Source organism: Photobacterium alginatilyticum, assembly GCF_009910675.1.
In the GTDB taxonomy this organism is placed as follows: domain Bacteria; phylum Pseudomonadota; class Gammaproteobacteria; order Enterobacterales; family Vibrionaceae; genus Photobacterium; species Photobacterium alginatilyticum.
The window spans coordinates 99,081-114,541 of the sequence record NZ_RSEJ01000023.1 but is presented as its reverse complement, the minus strand read 5'-3'; the positions used below and the strand labels follow the sequence as shown (position 1 = coordinate 114,541).

Annotated in this window: 12 protein-coding genes; 8 read left to right on the top strand and 4 right to left on the bottom strand. The window is 45.7% G+C overall.

Features of this window, described 5'->3' with window-relative positions:
- The first annotated feature begins 329 nt into the window (after positions 1–329).
- The 8 genes from EIZ48_RS20105 (at position 330) to EIZ48_RS20070 (ending at position 9,580) form a co-directional block, all read left to right on the top strand.
- Entirely contained in the window at positions 330–1,280 is a 951-nt protein-coding gene (locus EIZ48_RS20105; RefSeq protein WP_160655358.1) for an SDR family oxidoreductase, read from the top strand.
- A gap of 175 nt (positions 1,281–1,455) precedes the next feature.
- Positions 1,456–2,565, top strand: coding sequence for a YcjF family protein (locus tag EIZ48_RS20100; protein ID WP_160655355.1), 1,110 nt, complete (start codon positions 1,456–1,458; stop codon positions 2,563–2,565).
- Complete coding sequence (locus EIZ48_RS20095) at positions 2,546–4,099, top strand: GTPase family protein (protein WP_160655352.1); 1,554 nt, start codon at positions 2,546–2,548, stop codon at positions 4,097–4,099. Before EIZ48_RS20100 ends, EIZ48_RS20095 begins: the two co-directional genes overlap by 20 nt.
- A gap of 189 nt (positions 4,100–4,288) precedes the next feature.
- Positions 4,289–5,134, top strand: coding sequence for a ModD protein (gene modD, locus EIZ48_RS20090; RefSeq protein WP_160655350.1), 846 nt, complete (start codon positions 4,289–4,291; stop codon positions 5,132–5,134).
- A gap of 273 nt (positions 5,135–5,407) precedes the next feature.
- A complete protein-coding gene (locus tag EIZ48_RS20085; protein ID WP_240153033.1) occupies positions 5,408–6,421 on the top strand; it encodes an SLAC1 anion channel family protein in 1,014 nt (337 codons plus the stop codon).
- Between the two features lie 117 nt (positions 6,422–6,538).
- Positions 6,539–7,192: a carbonate dehydratase gene (gene can, locus EIZ48_RS20080; protein WP_160655347.1), complete on the top strand. Its 654-nt coding sequence runs from the start codon at positions 6,539–6,541 to the stop codon at positions 7,190–7,192.
- A gap of 251 nt (positions 7,193–7,443) precedes the next feature.
- Positions 7,444–8,394, top strand: a complete 951-nt coding sequence (locus tag EIZ48_RS20075; RefSeq protein WP_160655344.1) for a hypothetical protein — start codon at positions 7,444–7,446, stop codon at positions 8,392–8,394.
- A 358-nt stretch (positions 8,395–8,752) separates the two neighbouring features.
- Positions 8,753–9,580, top strand: a complete 828-nt coding sequence (locus tag EIZ48_RS20070; protein WP_160655341.1) for a phytanoyl-CoA dioxygenase family protein — start codon at positions 8,753–8,755, stop codon at positions 9,578–9,580.
- A 4-nt stretch (positions 9,581–9,584) separates the two neighbouring features.
- Here the strand turns inward: EIZ48_RS20070 and EIZ48_RS20065 are convergent, their stop codons facing one another.
- The 4 genes from EIZ48_RS20065 to EIZ48_RS20050 form a co-directional block, all read right to left on the bottom strand.
- Positions 9,585–11,120 carry a bifunctional GNAT family N-acetyltransferase/carbon-nitrogen hydrolase family protein gene (locus EIZ48_RS20065; protein ID WP_160655339.1) on the bottom strand — a complete coding sequence of 512 codons (1,536 nt, stop codon included), beginning with the start codon at positions 11,118–11,120 and terminating at the stop codon, positions 9,585–9,587.
- Positions 11,121–11,249: 129 nt separating this feature from the next.
- Positions 11,250–12,407, bottom strand: a complete 1,158-nt coding sequence (locus tag EIZ48_RS20060; protein ID WP_160655336.1) for a cyclic di-GMP phosphodiesterase — start codon at positions 12,405–12,407, stop codon at positions 11,250–11,252.
- A 304-nt stretch (positions 12,408–12,711) separates the two neighbouring features.
- On the bottom strand, positions 12,712–13,116 hold the full coding sequence (locus tag EIZ48_RS20055; RefSeq protein ID WP_160655333.1) for a hypothetical protein: 405 nt from the start codon (positions 13,114–13,116) through the stop codon (positions 12,712–12,714).
- A gap of 9 nt (positions 13,117–13,125) precedes the next feature.
- A complete protein-coding gene (locus EIZ48_RS20050; RefSeq protein WP_160655330.1) occupies positions 13,126–15,159 on the bottom strand; it encodes a S8 family serine peptidase in 2,034 nt (677 codons plus the stop codon).
- Positions 15,160–15,461 lie beyond the last annotated feature (302 nt).

Genomic DNA, 15,461 nt, shown 5'->3' with positions numbered 1-15,461 from the left:
CTGGCTCACTCCCAAAGGGCGAGTTTACTTGGCTTCCATGCGTTGTTACCGATTATTGATTTAGAGCCACTAGATCTTCAAATCGGCGCCTAGCCTACAAGCCAAGTAATTCTCGCTGAAACGAGCATCTTGAGGTAGCTTGGGTATATATAATACTTAGACTCTTTTCTTCTATTTATCGGTATCCGTTTAATGGTCTTCAGAACCTTTTGCTTATAGGACAGGAAGCGTAACGCCTTAATTTGAATAATTGCTCTATACTGAATCAGGAGCGGCGTTGAGGATTGACGTCAACCAGAAGTTATTAAAGCAAAAGGATGTGAAAAGCGATGGGGACAATATTCGATAAGGCCAGGAGAGCAATCAATAAGTTAGAAGGGCTAACCAATACCTTTACCCTACCCAAAGTTAAAGATAATGAAGCGAATACCAGTGCACCGCTGACTGTACAGTCTGAAGGGCTGGAAAATAAAACCGTTTTTATCAGTGGTGGCTCGCGAGGGATCGGTTTTGCCATTGCGAAACGTTGTGCCGAGGCGGGAGCAACGGTGATCATCGCAGCAAAAACAACGGACCCCCATCCTAAACTGCCGGGCACCATTTATACCGCGGCGGATGAGATTAATCAGATGGGAAAAGGCAAGGCTATTCCCGTTGTATTAGATATTCGTGATGAGGAGGCGATTAAACAGGCGGTAGAACAAGCGTGTGAGCAAACATCAGGGCTCGATGTTGTTATCAATAATGCCAGTGCCATACATCTGGAAAACACTGAAAATACCCCGAGCAAAAAGTTTGATTTGATGTTTTCGATCAATGTTCGCGGCACCTATCTACTGACACAGGCATGCTTGCCTTACCTGAAAAAATCGAGCAATCCCCATATCCTGACTCTGTCACCGCCTATTAACCTTCAGCCTAAGTGGTTCAAGAACTATGGCGCCTATACCTCATCAAAGTACGCCATGTCGATGATGGCGATGACGTTTGCCGAAGAGTTCAAAGCCTATGATATTGCCTCGAATTCCCTGTGGCCGAAGACAGCCATTGCAACCTCAGCGATACTGAATATGGCGGGCGGAAAACTGCTCGGGGCGCGTTCACGCCAGCCGGAGATAATGGCCGATGCCTGCTATGAAATTATTACCCGGGATGCTAAGCAGTGTACGGGGAACTTCTTTGTTGATGAAGAGGTGCTCAGGCATCAAGGGGTGACCGATTTTACCCATTACGCCTGTCAGCCGGGAGCAAGCCTGCAGCGGGATCTATTTTTAGATTAACTGCTGTCAATTGAGCTGAAATTTCTCGTTAAAACCAGCGCTCGGAAGTCACTTGCACGTCCAAATAAAGCTATGATATTTAATAAGATCATAGCTTCGTTCATCTGTGGTTCAAACAAAAGCAGGTATATCGAAGTAGATGCGCTGGTGTTAAAGCGAGGACATACGCGAAGTAATGAATCATTTTTTTAGGCAAATCTACCGTTATATCAATCCGATGGTAAACCCGGATCTGGAGCCCGCCGCTTCACGCTGGCAGTCACAGTTACCGACTGTCTGGTTGCTGGGCAAAACAGGGGCAGGGAAGTCATCGCTGGTTCAGGCTATAACCAATAACTCGGCTGTTGAAGTTGGGAATGGTTTCCAGCCCTGCACCCGTGCTTCGGCTATCTATCGCTACCCAGAACCCAATCCGCTGCTGGCTTTTCTCGATACCCGCGGGTTGGCAGAAGCCAGCTATGATCCTGCCGACGATATTGCCGCCTGTCAGCATCAAAGCCATGCATTGCTTATCGTCATGAAGGCTGAAGAGCCTGAACAAAGTGATGTGCTGGCAGCACTGCGAAAGATAAAAAACTCAGGTGAAATTAAACAGTTGTTGGTTGTTCATACCGGAATTATGTCTCTGTCAGACCCTGATGAGCGCGAACGTGCTATTTGTTACAACCAGTCCCAGGTTGAAGCCGTGTGGCAGGAAGAGCTGAAATCGGTAAAGATAGATTTTGCCCCTGATGATGAGCAACCGGTAGGGCTGGAAGTATTGAGAACCGCGCTGGCTGAGATGTTGCCGATCCTCTATTTATTGGTTGATGAAAAGGCCCATCAAAACCGTGAAGAAGCCAACTTTAACCAGTTAAAACGTGAAGTTATGTGGTACGCGGGAATTGCCGGGGCCAGCGATGCGCTTCCTGCCGTCGGTTTGGTTTCTGTACCGGCCATTCAGGGCAAAATGCTGCACAGTCTTGCCAGCCAGTACGGCATAGAGTGGGACAAAAAACGCTTTAGCGAGTTTGCCGGCCTGCTGGGTACCAGCTTTGTGGTGCAATACTTGTCTAAGCTCGGGCTTCGACAAGTGGTTAAGTTTATTCCTGTGTATGGACAAACGGTTGGCAGCGCCACCGCGGCAGCATTGAGCGTTGCTTCAACTTATGGCATCGGCCGGGCTGCATGCAAATACCTTTATTCAATCAGCAGGGGGGAGCCAGCCTCCGAAGCGGAAATCAGACAAGCTCTGCAAGAAGCGCTCAATACGGTGAAGGATTTGCATGAAAAGAACGCGAAATAGTCTGGGTGCGCTGTCACAGCTCTCGAGCGGAGCTATCCCGCTGCTCATCGCTTCGGTGTTTGTTCCTGTTTTGATATTGGCAGGTATTGGAGTCGTCAGCCTGATCCAGGATGGCCGCTGGCTACTTTTTGCTGCTCTGGTCACAATATCGTCCGTGGCAGCCATCATTCCTTATGTCTTGTTAAGAAATCTGCGTAAAGCGGATGAACAGGCGCTGGAGAGCATACCTGAATACGATGTTGAGCCTTCAGGGCAGTGGAGTAAGTTTGATACCGAAACCTGGCAAACCCTAAACCAGCGCATTGATGTGTTGCTGAACTCGGATGCTGAGTGGGAGAGTCTTCGCGATCATGCGCTGGTGCTGGTGAACGAAACTGCTCAGCATTACCACCCTGATAAGCCGTCCAAAGAGCTCGCTTTTACTGCGCCGGAATTTCTGTTGATGGTTGAAGAAGTCAGTCATCGTTACCGTCATTTTCTGCTTAACCATGTGCCTTTTGCGGAGAAGATCCGAATCACTACGCTCAAGCAAGGTTACCAGCAGAAAGACAAGCTAGGTGTGGCAAAGCAAGTTTACGATATCTATCGTGTTTTCAGGGCGATGACGCCCGCGGGTCTGGTTGCAGAGGCAAGAGGTCAGATCCTTGGCCGCATTTTTGACGAAGTCAGTGACGAAGTTCAATCCAAGTTAAAACGGGTGCTGCTTCAGGAAGTTGCCTCAGTGGCGATTGATTTGTATAGCGGTCGCTTTGCGGCAAAAGACAGTGAACTAGGTGCAAGTTCGGTTCAGTCTTCTGATCAAGATAAAGTTGCCACTGACATTGAGCCACTTCGGGTCGCTGTTATCGGACAGGTCAGTGCGGGTAAATCCTCGTTGATCAATGTCATAGCCGGCCACATGGTGGCTGAAGTCAGTGCACTGCCTTCTACAGACCGTCTGACGATTCACCGCTGTGAGGTTGACGGTGTAGACTGGATTCATTTGGCCGATCTGCCGGGGATTGATGGCACGCCGGAAACGGATGCGTTGCTGGTCGAACAGATTACCAATAGTGATTTGGTCTTTTGGGTATTAAAAGCCAATCAGTCTGCCAGGCAGCTAGACATTGCGCTAAGACAGAAAGTTGAAGCGTTCTACAGTGACGAGAAACAGCGTAATAGAAAGAGGCCAATGATACTGGCGCTGCTTAATCAGGTGGATAGGCTACAGCCGGTAAATGAATGGCAACCACCGTATGATCTAACCAACCCGAAATCAACTAAGGAACAGACTATCAATGCTGCCTTGGCATATAACCAGCAACAATTGGCCCCTGACGAGATCATTCCGGTAGCTGTCTGCAACGACAAAGAAAATTATAACATTGAGCAAATTGCTGAGTTGCTATTGTATAACTACGAAAATGGGATAAACACCCAGCTTAACAGGCGACGCTTGGAGCATAACAAAGTCAATTTTGCCGAGCAGGTAATACGCCTTTATCGATTGGGTGAAAAGGCCTTTCGGGATGTCCGGAGGAATACAGCTTTATAGTTAGCAACTGTTATGTGAATGAGCGCAGCCAATTAGTTTCGTCATAGTCGAGCTAATTTATCTATTGCTAAATTAGCAATGTCACTGACACAGCTTTACAATACAACGAGTTGCTTATGAGGCTCGGCCCCTTATGATCGCCATGTTTTATATTGTCGCCGGGCGTGTAATCCATTAACAGGAGATAACATGCTGTATTTTTCAGATTATGAACTCGATACCTATTTGCTGGAAGACGCTTATCGGGGGGATTTAACGACCCGCAGCCTGGGGATCGGGCAACATAAAGGCAAAATGGTATTTAAGAGAAAACAAGCGGGTCGGGTGGCAGGGGTAGCAGTAGCGTACGCTTTGCTGACCAAGCTCGGACTTCAGCCCGTTATACATATTGAAGATGGTGTTGACGTCGATGCTGGTACGATTTTGCTTGAAGTCGAAGGGAAAGCTGAACAGTTGCATACGGGTTGGAAAGCGGCTCAGGTAGTGCTTGAGTGGTGCTGTGGTGTCGCTCAGTATACTGCTGATATGGTTACACAGGTTCAGCAGGTCAACCCGGATGGCATTGTCGCTTGTACCCGAAAAAGTATTCCGGGAACCCGTAAATTAGCAACAGCCGCGGTATTGGCTGGTGGGGGGCATATTCATCGTGCGGGCCTTAGTGAATCGTTATTGGTGTTTACGAACCATCGGCGCTTATGCCATGAACCCGAAAATTGGCAGCGGCATGTCAGCCGGTTACGACAGCAGGCTCCTGAAAATAAGATTACCGTAGAAGCAGATACACTTGATCAAGTAGCAGAGCTAGTAAAAGCGGCTCCGGATATTATTCAGCTTGATAAGTTCTCTGTGGCTGAGGTGCTCCAATCACAACAACTGCTAGCCGAATCCTGCCAACCAACAATGCTGTCTGTTGCTGGCGGTATCAATCGTAGTAACGCTGCGGAATATGCGCAAACAGGAGTAACCTTGTTTATTACATCGGCGCCATATTATGCCGCGCCCGAAGATATCAAAGTAATTATCACGCCCGTTTAGAGGCCATTTTCGTAGCCAGCGGCAAACTATCCATCTAGATTGCAACCATAGAACATCTTCTCATAGATTCATCACACAAAAGTTACTGGCATATGCCAGTAACTAGGTGTATAACTGGCATATGCTATATATGAAGGTCGCTACGATTGTTGCAATTTTCCTTTTTACCGTATGCGCTCAGAGAGCTGAGCTTTGTTAGCACAAGTAATGATTCGACTCCTGAGACAGTCCGGGAGCCTTGTTAATATCAGTCTTATTTTTAATGGATACATCATGTCTTCATCTGTAATGACAGAGCCTTCAGAGGGGATACCCCGTGAAGGGATCTCGCCAATGAAAAGAAGTGTGGCCTATTTACCTATAACGTTATTTTCAGTAGTCATGGGACTCAGTGGGTTAGCTATCGCCTGGCAAAAATGTTTTCCAGGATCATCAGTTGCACACGCGCTTTCTCTTTCCATCGGTCTTTTTGCATCTGTACTCTTCATTATTCTATTAGGTATGTACGGTTGGAAAACCCTTCGCCATACCGATGAAGTTCGAACTGAATTACATCACCCTGTGCGCCTAAATTTCTTCCCGACAATTTCGGTTAATATGTTGCTCCTCTCTGTATTTTGGCAATCAACGTCCATGCTAGCCATAACGTTATGGACTGCTGGTATGTTGTTACAATTAGTATTAACAATTTATGTAATGAGTAGCTGGCTTAATCACAGTCACTTCAGTATTGAACATGTCAATCCTAGCTGGTTTATTCCAATGGTTGGCAATATTGTGGTTCCTATTAATGGGATATTTCTAGGTTATGAAGAGATCAGCTGGTTTTTCTTCAGTGTTGGGCTGCTATTTTGGTTGGTGCTTCTGGTTATTGTTATGTATCGCCTTCTATTTCATGAACAACTACCACTTCGCCTGTTACCAACATATTTTATTTTGTTAGCTCCTCCTTCTGTTGGTTTTATCTCTTATTCTGGGCTGATTGGCGGTTTGGATAACGGAGCCCGGTTACTTTATTATTGTGCACTATTCTGGGCTATGTTGCTGGGCTGCAATGCGATACGCTTCTGGCGTGTGCCATTTGTTCTCTCATCGTGGGCTTTCTCTTTTCCTCTAGCCGCTCTTTCCATCGCCACCATCAAGATGGCTGAGCTCAGTCAACAACCGTGTTTAAGCTGGTTGGCACGTTTGTTGGTGATATTACTGTCAGTTATTGTGAGTTGGTTAGTATTTCGAACGATACAAGCAGCGATGAAGGGAAAGGTTTGCACTCCAGAACTGAAGTAGTCCTCAATTTATCTTCAAATTTAGAATTCAGTTACCATCGGCAGCCGTATTGATGTTAGGAAACTTATTATTCATCCGATTAGCAATCAGTCCGGCTTGTGTATATAAGGCGTCATCATGACAGATATAAAGCAGTTATTTGCAAATAATCTCTCTTGGTCGGAGAGCGTTAAGGAAGAAAGGCCAGAATTTTTTTCTCATTTGGCACAAACACAATATCCGGAATATCTCTGGATTGGTTGTTCTGATAGTCGAGTTCCAGCAGAGCTTCTGACCGGCTTGGGTTCAGGAGAACTGTTTGTTCATCGTAATGTTGCCAATCAGGTCGTTCACACTGATTTGAACTGCTTGTCCGTGGTTCAATATGCCGTTGATGTACTAAAGGTCAAGCATATTATTATTTGTGGCCATTACGGTTGCAAAGGGGTGACTGCAGCTATTGATAATCCGCCATTGGGGCTGATCAATAACTGGCTATTGCATATTCGTGATTTACGTTTAAAACATCAAAGTGTCCTGGAGGCATTATCCCGCGAAGAGTTGGAGAATAAAATGTGTGAAATAAATGTTGTCACACAAGTCAATAACTTGGGTCATTCCACCATCATGCAGCAAGCTTGGGAGCGTGGTCAGGATATCACTATTCATGGCTTGGTATATGGAACCGGCAATGGTGTTCTGAAAGATCTCGGCGTCACCGCAATTTGTCGGAAATCTCTTGAGGCCAGCTATCAGGCTGCCATGTCAGCACTGTTATTACCGTTAAAATAGCTTTATCGACATTGATATCTGTGCCTTTCAATAATCACTACCGTTCATTATTAAATGAACTGTAGTGATTAGTGTGATCGGAGGTGTGTTGTTGCATATGTGGCTGGGGCTTTTGTTGCAATTAGGTTGCATTTGATGGCAAATTGAAGTGATAACTTAACATTGCTGGTTCTAATACTATTTGCTGAAAATAGCTACGTTAATGGGCTAGACGTTGAGTCTTCTATGACTACATTTTAATCGAGAATGATATGCCATTAACTCAACAGATCATACAAAACTCGGACACAAGTTACCTTCCCGTTGCCATTGAATGTACAGATAATGAAATTACTGTCTGTTGGTTAGACATGAAAGGGGCAGACTTAACGTCACCTTTTTTATCAGATACGATTTCAAAAGTACGATGCAGAAATGGACGTACGGTCATTAAAAGTGATGTCTCTTTGTTATATCAATGTGCGAAAGATCTCTCAAACAGATGCCAATTGTCTGGCCTTTTATTTCATACATCTCGATGTGGTTCTACACTTGCTTCTCAATTAATTTCCCATACCCCCTCATGCATTTGTCTGTCAGAGCCTCAGTTTGCCGATCAGATTATTCGAACCTTGAAGGGAGTGGTTCCACCCGAAGAACAAATAAGCTTGCTGCGCGCTTTCACCCAAATGTGGCTTCATTACTTGTCGCCAGGTTTTTCACGTTGTTTTATTAAGCTTGATTGTTGGCTGATACATGACTTCGACTTTATAGCCGATTGCTTCCCACAAACTCAATACTACTTCCTGTACCGCGATCTTAGCCAGGTTATTGCTTCACAGCTAAAAATAAAAGGGGCATTTCTTATTCCTCAGTTAGTTCCATCAGCCTATTTTGGTCTACCTGAGCCCGGAGTTCGGTTTATGGAACCTTCCGAATATATGCTTGATGTTCTGGCGGGCATTTATAAGCGTGGTTGGCAGTTATCGAAAGATAATCAGTTGAAAAAACTATCTTATAACGACATGCCGGAGAATATCTTTAAAGATATTCTTGGCCAGCCTGCATCCAGTGAGTACCACAATGTGTTGACATATCATGCTAAAGATAAATGCCGTGTATTTGAAGATGACCATGACAAAGACAAGACATTATTACCTGAAGTATTAAATCAAATTCAGGCAAGGCAGAGCGAAATAGAAACTCAATATTCTGGGGGTTAAATAAGAGGCGGCCACAATGACACAGTTAGCAGCAAGAACAAAACCGGAAGATTGGGTCTGTGAGACTGCTGGCTTACCGAGTCCTCTCACAGTGCAACGTTTTAATGCTGACTTAATGAGGGTCCGTGCCCTGAGGCAATCGCAACAGTGTAAAGAAACCGAAGCGTTGATTTGGGAAAAAGCAGGGATAAACCGAGATACACCTGAAAACTGGTATCATGCATTCCCTCATGGAAGCAGAGCAAATACGAGTGCGAGGGCCTGAGTTGTTCAGTACATCAATATGTCTCCATTACGTAATTTTTCGAAAATAATGGAGCTTAATGATTGAGTGAGTTGGTAAAGTGTGAGGAATTAAATGAGTATTAATATAGACGAGCACCATGTTCGTCACTTCAGGGAAAATGGCTTCGTGGTACTTAAAGGTTGTTTGCCGGAAGCCTTAGTCAAAGCGTTACAAACTGCGTCGGCGTGTACGATTGATCGCGCTTTAAGTGACTATCATGCTGGTATTATTTCTTCACAAATCGCTTATTCATCAAATTCTAATCCACCTTCGGTGTTTCGGATCAATCAACTGCTTCATAGTGATCCTGTTTTCTCTCAAGCACTGCTACAGCCGGAATTGTTGAACGGCCTGAAGGCAGTGATTGGTGAACCTATAGTTCCAATGTATGAATCTCTGTTGATTAAAGAAGCCGGGCAGAATTCGGAGATTGGTTGGCATTGGGATATGAAGCGCGAGCAGTCAGACGTTATTATTACGGTTGGGATATATTTAGATCATTCAGATGCTTCTCAAGACGCGCTTTGTGTCATTCCTGGTTCGCATAAAATGTCTGGTGATATCTGCTATTTTGAAGATGAATTAGCTGCTGGGAGGCTTAAGGCTATAGAAGTAGAAGCACAGCCCGGTGATGTGATCATCCATGATGTTATGTTAGCCCATTCATCTAAGGCCAGAAAAGAGGCGGGCCAGCGGAAAACTATTTACTTTGAATTTCGTTCGCTGTCTCATGTAAATAAGAATCCAAGACTCAGTCAGGCTTGGATTGATAAACGAATAGAGTTATTAGAATACGCGAGTCATGACACCGTACCGGACAGCCAGTTTATTTCAGAGCTTTATGCGTTATCCGTTAACCTTGAAGCCGGGCATTATTGTTTCCGGTTCGAGCAAATATAAACCATTACTTTTGCTTGGAACTGGTGAAGCCACCGTAAAGATCAAGACGGCGATGGCGCAGGTTGGTGACAGACCCCTCCGTATTGAGGTATTTGAGTTTATCGAGTTCTACATCGGCAAAAATTATCATTTCGGTGTTTGGGCTTGCTTCGGTGATTGTTGCATCGTGGGGAAAGTAAATATCGGATGGAGAAAATACCGCTGATTGAGCATATTGGATGTCAACATTATTGACCCGAGGTAAGTTACCGATGCTGCCTCCGATGGCAACGTAGCATTCATTTTCGATTGCTCTTGCCTGTGCACATAACCTGACTCGCAAGTAGCCATTTTTGGTGTCAGTCCAGAAAGGCACAAACATAATTTGTACGCCTTGTTCGGCTAGCATACGGCCGAGCTCAGGAAACTCCGCATCGTAGCAAATCAAAATGCCAACGCGCCCGGCATCCGTCTCGAATACCTTCACCTTGTCTCCACCATCAATCACCCAGTCCCGTTGTTCGTGGGGAGTAATATGGATTTTATACTGCTCGTCGATGCTGCCATCGCGGTGTAGCAGGTAAGAAACATTATAAAGGCGGTCATCTTTCAGCTCGGGCATGCTTCCCGAGATAATATTGATATTGTACGTGACTGCCAGCTGAGAAAATCGTTGTTTTATCTCTTCCGTAAATTCACTCAAAAAACGGATGGCTTCTACTGAGCTATGTTCAGGCTTCAACCCCATCAGAGGGGCATTGAAAAACTCCGGGAAGAGAGCAAAGTCGGCTTGATAGCCCGAAAGGGATGAGACAAAAAATTCAGCCTGATCAATTAAGTCGTCCACCGAGACCATCATCCGCATTTGCCACTGAACAATGCCCAGACGGACCAAGGTTTTCTCGGTATCGAGGATTGACGGAGCAACCTCATCATAAAAAACATTATCCCATTCCAGCAGGGTGGCATAACCGCAAGACTTGGTGTCTTCTGGCAGGTAGTGCTTCATCAGTCGTTTAACATCAAAATCATTGGCTAGCTGGAAAGACAGGATAGGGTCGTGAAGCTCCTTGCGTTTGACTTTTTCAATGTACTCAAGGACAGATAGCTGGTCGGCAACTTGCTGGTAGTGAGGGATCCGGCCCCCGGCTAAAATCGCTTTAAGGTTAGTGTTTCGGCAAAGCTCCTTGCGAGCATCGTAAAGGCGCCGTCCGAGGCGAAGCCCTCGATAATCAGGATGTACAAACACATCCAGTCCGTATAACGCATCACCAGTGTCTTGGTGCTGAATGACATTTTGCTCATTGATGATATCGGTGTAGGTATGGTTGAGTGAAAAGCGATTGTAATCCACCTTGATAGTCAGAGCTGCCCCGATGATTTTGCCACTATCTTCAATGCAGATCTGACCGTCTGGAAATTGATGAATCAAATCCATAATCGTCATTCGTGGCCATGCTCCCCCGACATCATCAAACACCAAGTTCATCAAGGCAGCCAGTTCGTCATAATCACTAGAGGCTATAGTACGAAGGTTTAGCAAGGGAGTATTGGTATCCATTTCAACTATCTCGGCGCTCAGAATATATACAGTATGAATTAAAGAATTCGTTTAATTGTTCTGATTATTGCTAATCGAGCTTAAAAAAATCAGTGTCATTTCACGTGCTGAACGTGGGACTTCAATTAACTAACGATAGGGAGTCGGGTCTATGTTTTCCTTTCCCGGACTTAACCCCCGTTCTATGACTAACTGTTTTCTCTCTGCGAGGTTGACCATTTCTACATCTAGGTAGCGACCATACTTCATTGAATAGAAGCATTTTACGATGGGCTGGAGGAAGGATTCGTCATTGGACTCCCACACTAAGCCAGCACGCTCATCTGATAACTCGACCAGCGACCCAACCGGGTAGACGCCGACATTGCGAATAAACTCATTCAGTAGCTCACTATCTAACTGATGCGGTGTCATGGATTTGAGAATGTTAAACGCAGCGGTCGGACTCATAGACTCCTTGTAACAGCGGGTCGCTGTTAAGGCATCGTAAATATCGACAATGGCACTCATTCGGCCTACCAGTGAGATTTCGTCACCATATAAACCGCGGGGGTAGCCGCTTCCGTCAAGTTTTTCATGGTGAAGAAGGCTGACTTGTCGGCTCATGTCGGACAGGCCCGGAATGCAATCTAGTAAAGGTTCAGAGAGCACCTGATGAAGCTTCATGTGCTCAAATTCTTCCGGGGTCAATCGGGCCGGTTTGTTGAGTACCTCAAGTTTGACCTGGGTTTTGCCAATGTCATGCAATAGGCCGCCAATGGCCAGTTGTTTGAGTACCTGCTGATTTAAGCCAAGGTGGCGACCAAAGCTCACCATCAGGAAAGCAACGTTGAGGGAGTGTTCTAGCAGGTAGCTGTCTTTATTACGTAATGCCGCGACGCAATGGATGGCATCGGGGTTACAGCGAATGGAGTCGACAATACTTTCAGATAGGTCGGCAATTGGAGCTATATCGATATTTTTGCCTTCATACAAATTATCGATAGCCTTGCTCAGCAAGTCTTTCGATTTGACTAATATCGACTCTGCTCTTTTTCGCTCGGTATCCATCGAGGTGGTCTTGGGAGGTTTCGGGTTATATTGATAGTGATCGGGTACATAGTCGCTTAAGTCCGATTGCTCGAAGTCCACCCACACGGTTTGTATACCATTGGCCTTTATCCTGTTAATCAAGTCGATAGAGTGAATTCTACCCGGCTTGTTGACTCGTAATCGGCCTTTGGCGTTTTCCAGTGCAACGACAAATAATCCTTCGCAGAGATCTTCAACTGCAACTGCCTGAACCATATTCGATTAATCACCATCCTTGCATAGTCCATTGAGCATGTTAGACCAAAAGTCAGATACAGTCGTATTGATATCAGAGCAATTATTCGAAATTGAGACCTAACGTCAGAAAGGCTATGCCTCAAGTTTCATTATAAGGCGCTTAAAATGAAGTATTAGAGCCTAATCTATACGATTTAATTAACTGACAAAGAAAAGGGAGGTGCAAATGCACATCCCTCTTTCTTAGTACTTATAGTGAAGAGTGAATATGTTCACGAATGATTGCAACTAATCATCAACAATCCCCCACTATCTTGGCTTCTTAGTAAGACAAGCTGGTTTTCTTCTCTAGCAACTGTCGCTGTGGGTTGATCTCGACGTAATCGATGATATCGCTATATTGCTTTCGATTAGCGGTGAGATTATCAACATCACTCTTGTCGAGTGAGACGATCAAAACACGCCGTTCCGGCATTGTGTCTGTGATTGTTCCACCCAACTTGGTTACCAAAGACTTCGCTTGTGCTTCCATGTCGGGTTTATATTTCAGGTAATAGCTTGCCTGACTGTTTTCCTGGCTGAGCTCGGCTTGCTTTTTTGCGCCGGGAGCAGGCATACCTTTGTTATAGGCCTGAACCGAAAAGCTAGAAAAAAGCGCAGCACTCAATACCAATCCACAAATGGGCTTTATACCTGAATATAACGTCGAAGCATGTCTATTTTGCATATGCCAACCTTATTTAAAGTTGATACGCCAGCTATTGAGTGTTCCTGTATCGCGGCGGGCGTTATCATAGACTTTTAGCTGCCAAGTCCCCTGAGATTCGATACCAGTATAGTCAACCGTATAAGAGTTCAGGATGTTGTTGCTTGAGCCTCCGCTGTGGTTATGCAGGACCACATACTCACCTGTTGGGGCAATCAATTTGACATTTAGATCACCGATGTAGGTGTGAGTTATGTTGAGATCAACGGTCAGCACACCAGCATCGCCTGCGCGGGTTACGTTGATTTCGCTGGTAATACCGGAAAGCGAGTTATCAGGAATGGCTGTAGCCTGAGTATTTTCAAAGCTGGTGCTATTTCCATTGCCTTCTGGGCCGTTACACCCGGCGTCGAGGTATTCCTTGGCGGATACAGCATCAATCAGGCCAAAACCAGTTTGGTTATCACGACCTGCGACATCAATATCTTCAGCGGTCGCGGTCATCGCACTACGAACCTGACTGGCAGTACATTGAGGGTGGTAGCTCCACACCAAGGCAGCGACCCCTGCAACATGCGGCGTTGCCATGGACGTCCCGTTATAGTACTCGTAGTCTTCGTTAATAGAGCTATTAACCGTTATTGTCTGGCCTACGGCATTTTCTAACTCTTGTCCAAGGGCACGATCAACAGAGACCGACACGAGGTCATAGCTACTGTTAGTATCGACAAGGAATGGGTTTTGCAGACCGGCCAGTTCGGCATTACTGTATACGATAGCAGCTGAAGCTCCTGCGTTATAACAGGCTTTAACAGCATCAACTTCAGGGTAGGTACCAGATAGCTGGTTACCGATACGCTCAGTCAGACAGACTTTGCCGCTCATGTTGCCACAGTTATAAGCCCCAGATGAAACATCACAGCGGGCAAGTTCGGCAGTCACAGAGCCGGGAACCGGACTTGGCTGATAGCTACCGTTGATATTCACTAAACGGTTATGAGGGACAACACCGCGGTCGAAGTAGCTTTGTCCGGCCAGGTTAATATCGGCAAGGCGGCCTTCACCCAGAGTGACGGTAGACAGAATTGCCTCGCCGGGCGCTGCAATCTCAACCTGATTGGTTGCCTGTGAGAAATCCGCGTGGTGTTTTTGGTTATCCACGGCAGCAACAGACATGACCGAATCGTATGACGCCGGGTAGCTATGAGCGGTATTGCCGTCATTACCCGCTGCGGCAATTAATAACACGCCGTTGTCATAGTGGGTTTTGAGTGCCGCTTCTTCGGTTCGGCTGGAGTTGCTGCCACCCAGGCTCATGTTGATCACATTGGCGTTATTGGCGACACAGGTATCAATGGCCTTCACCAGACCGGATGAATAGCCCCAACCTGATTCATTAAATACCTTAACGATATGCAAATTGACATTTTGGTTTGGTAATACGCCTACCACACCTTCAGTATTCGAGATTGCCGCAATGGTACCGGCAACGTGGGTACCGTGAGCATTGTGCTGACCCGGTGAAGACCAGCTGCCTGTTCCGCTGTCATTGGTACCGTTTACCTGGTTACCGCTAAGATCGTTGTGGGCAAGATCATAACCAGAATCGATGATACATACCGTTCTGTTACCGGCATTGCTGTCATCAAGCAATGTCGCACCAACGAAAGTCTGTCCCCAAGGTAGAGTTTGGGATAGCAGATAACGAGGCGGGTCGATCTCAACATAATCAACGTCTGGGTTGTTTTGAAGTTGCTGTATTGCGTCTTCGTCGAGTTGGGCGCTGTATGTTGCATCAGTGCCGAACTTTTCGATGTTGTCGGCGCTTAGACGATCCAGCAGTGAGCGCTGGGCAACGCGTTCACCAGAGAACACCGAGCTTGCACTCCTGAGAGAAATCTCGCTTGACGGTTGCTCTTTGAATTTAACAATGTATTTCACTGGGATATTTGGTTTGTCAAACGTAGCCAACGTATTTGCGCTTGCGGTTGCACTGGCACCAGCAGCTAAGGCGGCTAGTGGTAAGAGACAACTGACAACGGCCATATTTTTTTTGTTATTCATTCGCTCTTTCCTTATTAATGAGCATATTTGTATTTTGTAACCTAATGATCTTTATTCACTTTTGATGAATAAAAACGCCACATAGGCAACGTGTTACATATAGCTCTAACTCATCTAAGATGAAAAATTAATTTGAAAGATATGTTAAGAAACTAGGTGGGTATCAGATTATCAACTGGAACGGTTAACATTGGGGGTGTGAATATCTTGATCTTGATGGATTGCTTGGGTAAATAGACTGAAAAGTTATGTACTTTACGTGAGTATTTAGTTGCGATATGTAGTCAGTTGCTTTGTTGAGT

Bases quoted from the DNA above. Each gene is read 5' to 3' on its own strand.
- EIZ48_RS20065 (WP_160655339.1), bottom strand. From the start codon at position 11,120: ATGGATACCAATACTCCCTTGCTAAACCTTCGTACTATAGCCTCTAGT.
- EIZ48_RS20100 (WP_160655355.1), top strand. From the start codon at position 1,456: ATGAATCATTTTTTTAGGCAAATCTACCGTTATATCAATCCGATGGTA.
- EIZ48_RS20060 (WP_160655336.1), bottom strand. From the start codon at position 12,407: ATGGTTCAGGCAGTTGCAGTTGAAGATCTCTGCGAAGGATTATTTGTC.
- EIZ48_RS20095 (WP_160655352.1), top strand. From the start codon at position 2,546: ATGAAAAGAACGCGAAATAGTCTGGGTGCGCTGTCACAGCTCTCGAGC.
- EIZ48_RS20075 (WP_160655344.1), top strand. From the start codon at position 7,444: ATGCCATTAACTCAACAGATCATACAAAACTCGGACACAAGTTACCTT.
- EIZ48_RS20085 (WP_240153033.1), top strand. From the start codon at position 5,408: ATGTCTTCATCTGTAATGACAGAGCCTTCAGAGGGGATACCCCGTGAA.
- EIZ48_RS20105 (WP_160655358.1), top strand. From the start codon at position 330: ATGGGGACAATATTCGATAAGGCCAGGAGAGCAATCAATAAGTTAGAA.
- modD (WP_160655350.1), top strand. From the start codon at position 4,289: ATGCTGTATTTTTCAGATTATGAACTCGATACCTATTTGCTGGAAGAC.
- EIZ48_RS20050 (WP_160655330.1), bottom strand. From the start codon at position 15,159: ATGAATAACAAAAAAAATATGGCCGTTGTCAGTTGTCTCTTACCACTA.
- can (WP_160655347.1), top strand. From the start codon at position 6,539: ATGACAGATATAAAGCAGTTATTTGCAAATAATCTCTCTTGGTCGGAG.
- EIZ48_RS20055 (WP_160655333.1), bottom strand. From the start codon at position 13,116: ATGCAAAATAGACATGCTTCGACGTTATATTCAGGTATAAAGCCCATT.
- EIZ48_RS20070 (WP_160655341.1), top strand. From the start codon at position 8,753: ATGAGTATTAATATAGACGAGCACCATGTTCGTCACTTCAGGGAAAAT.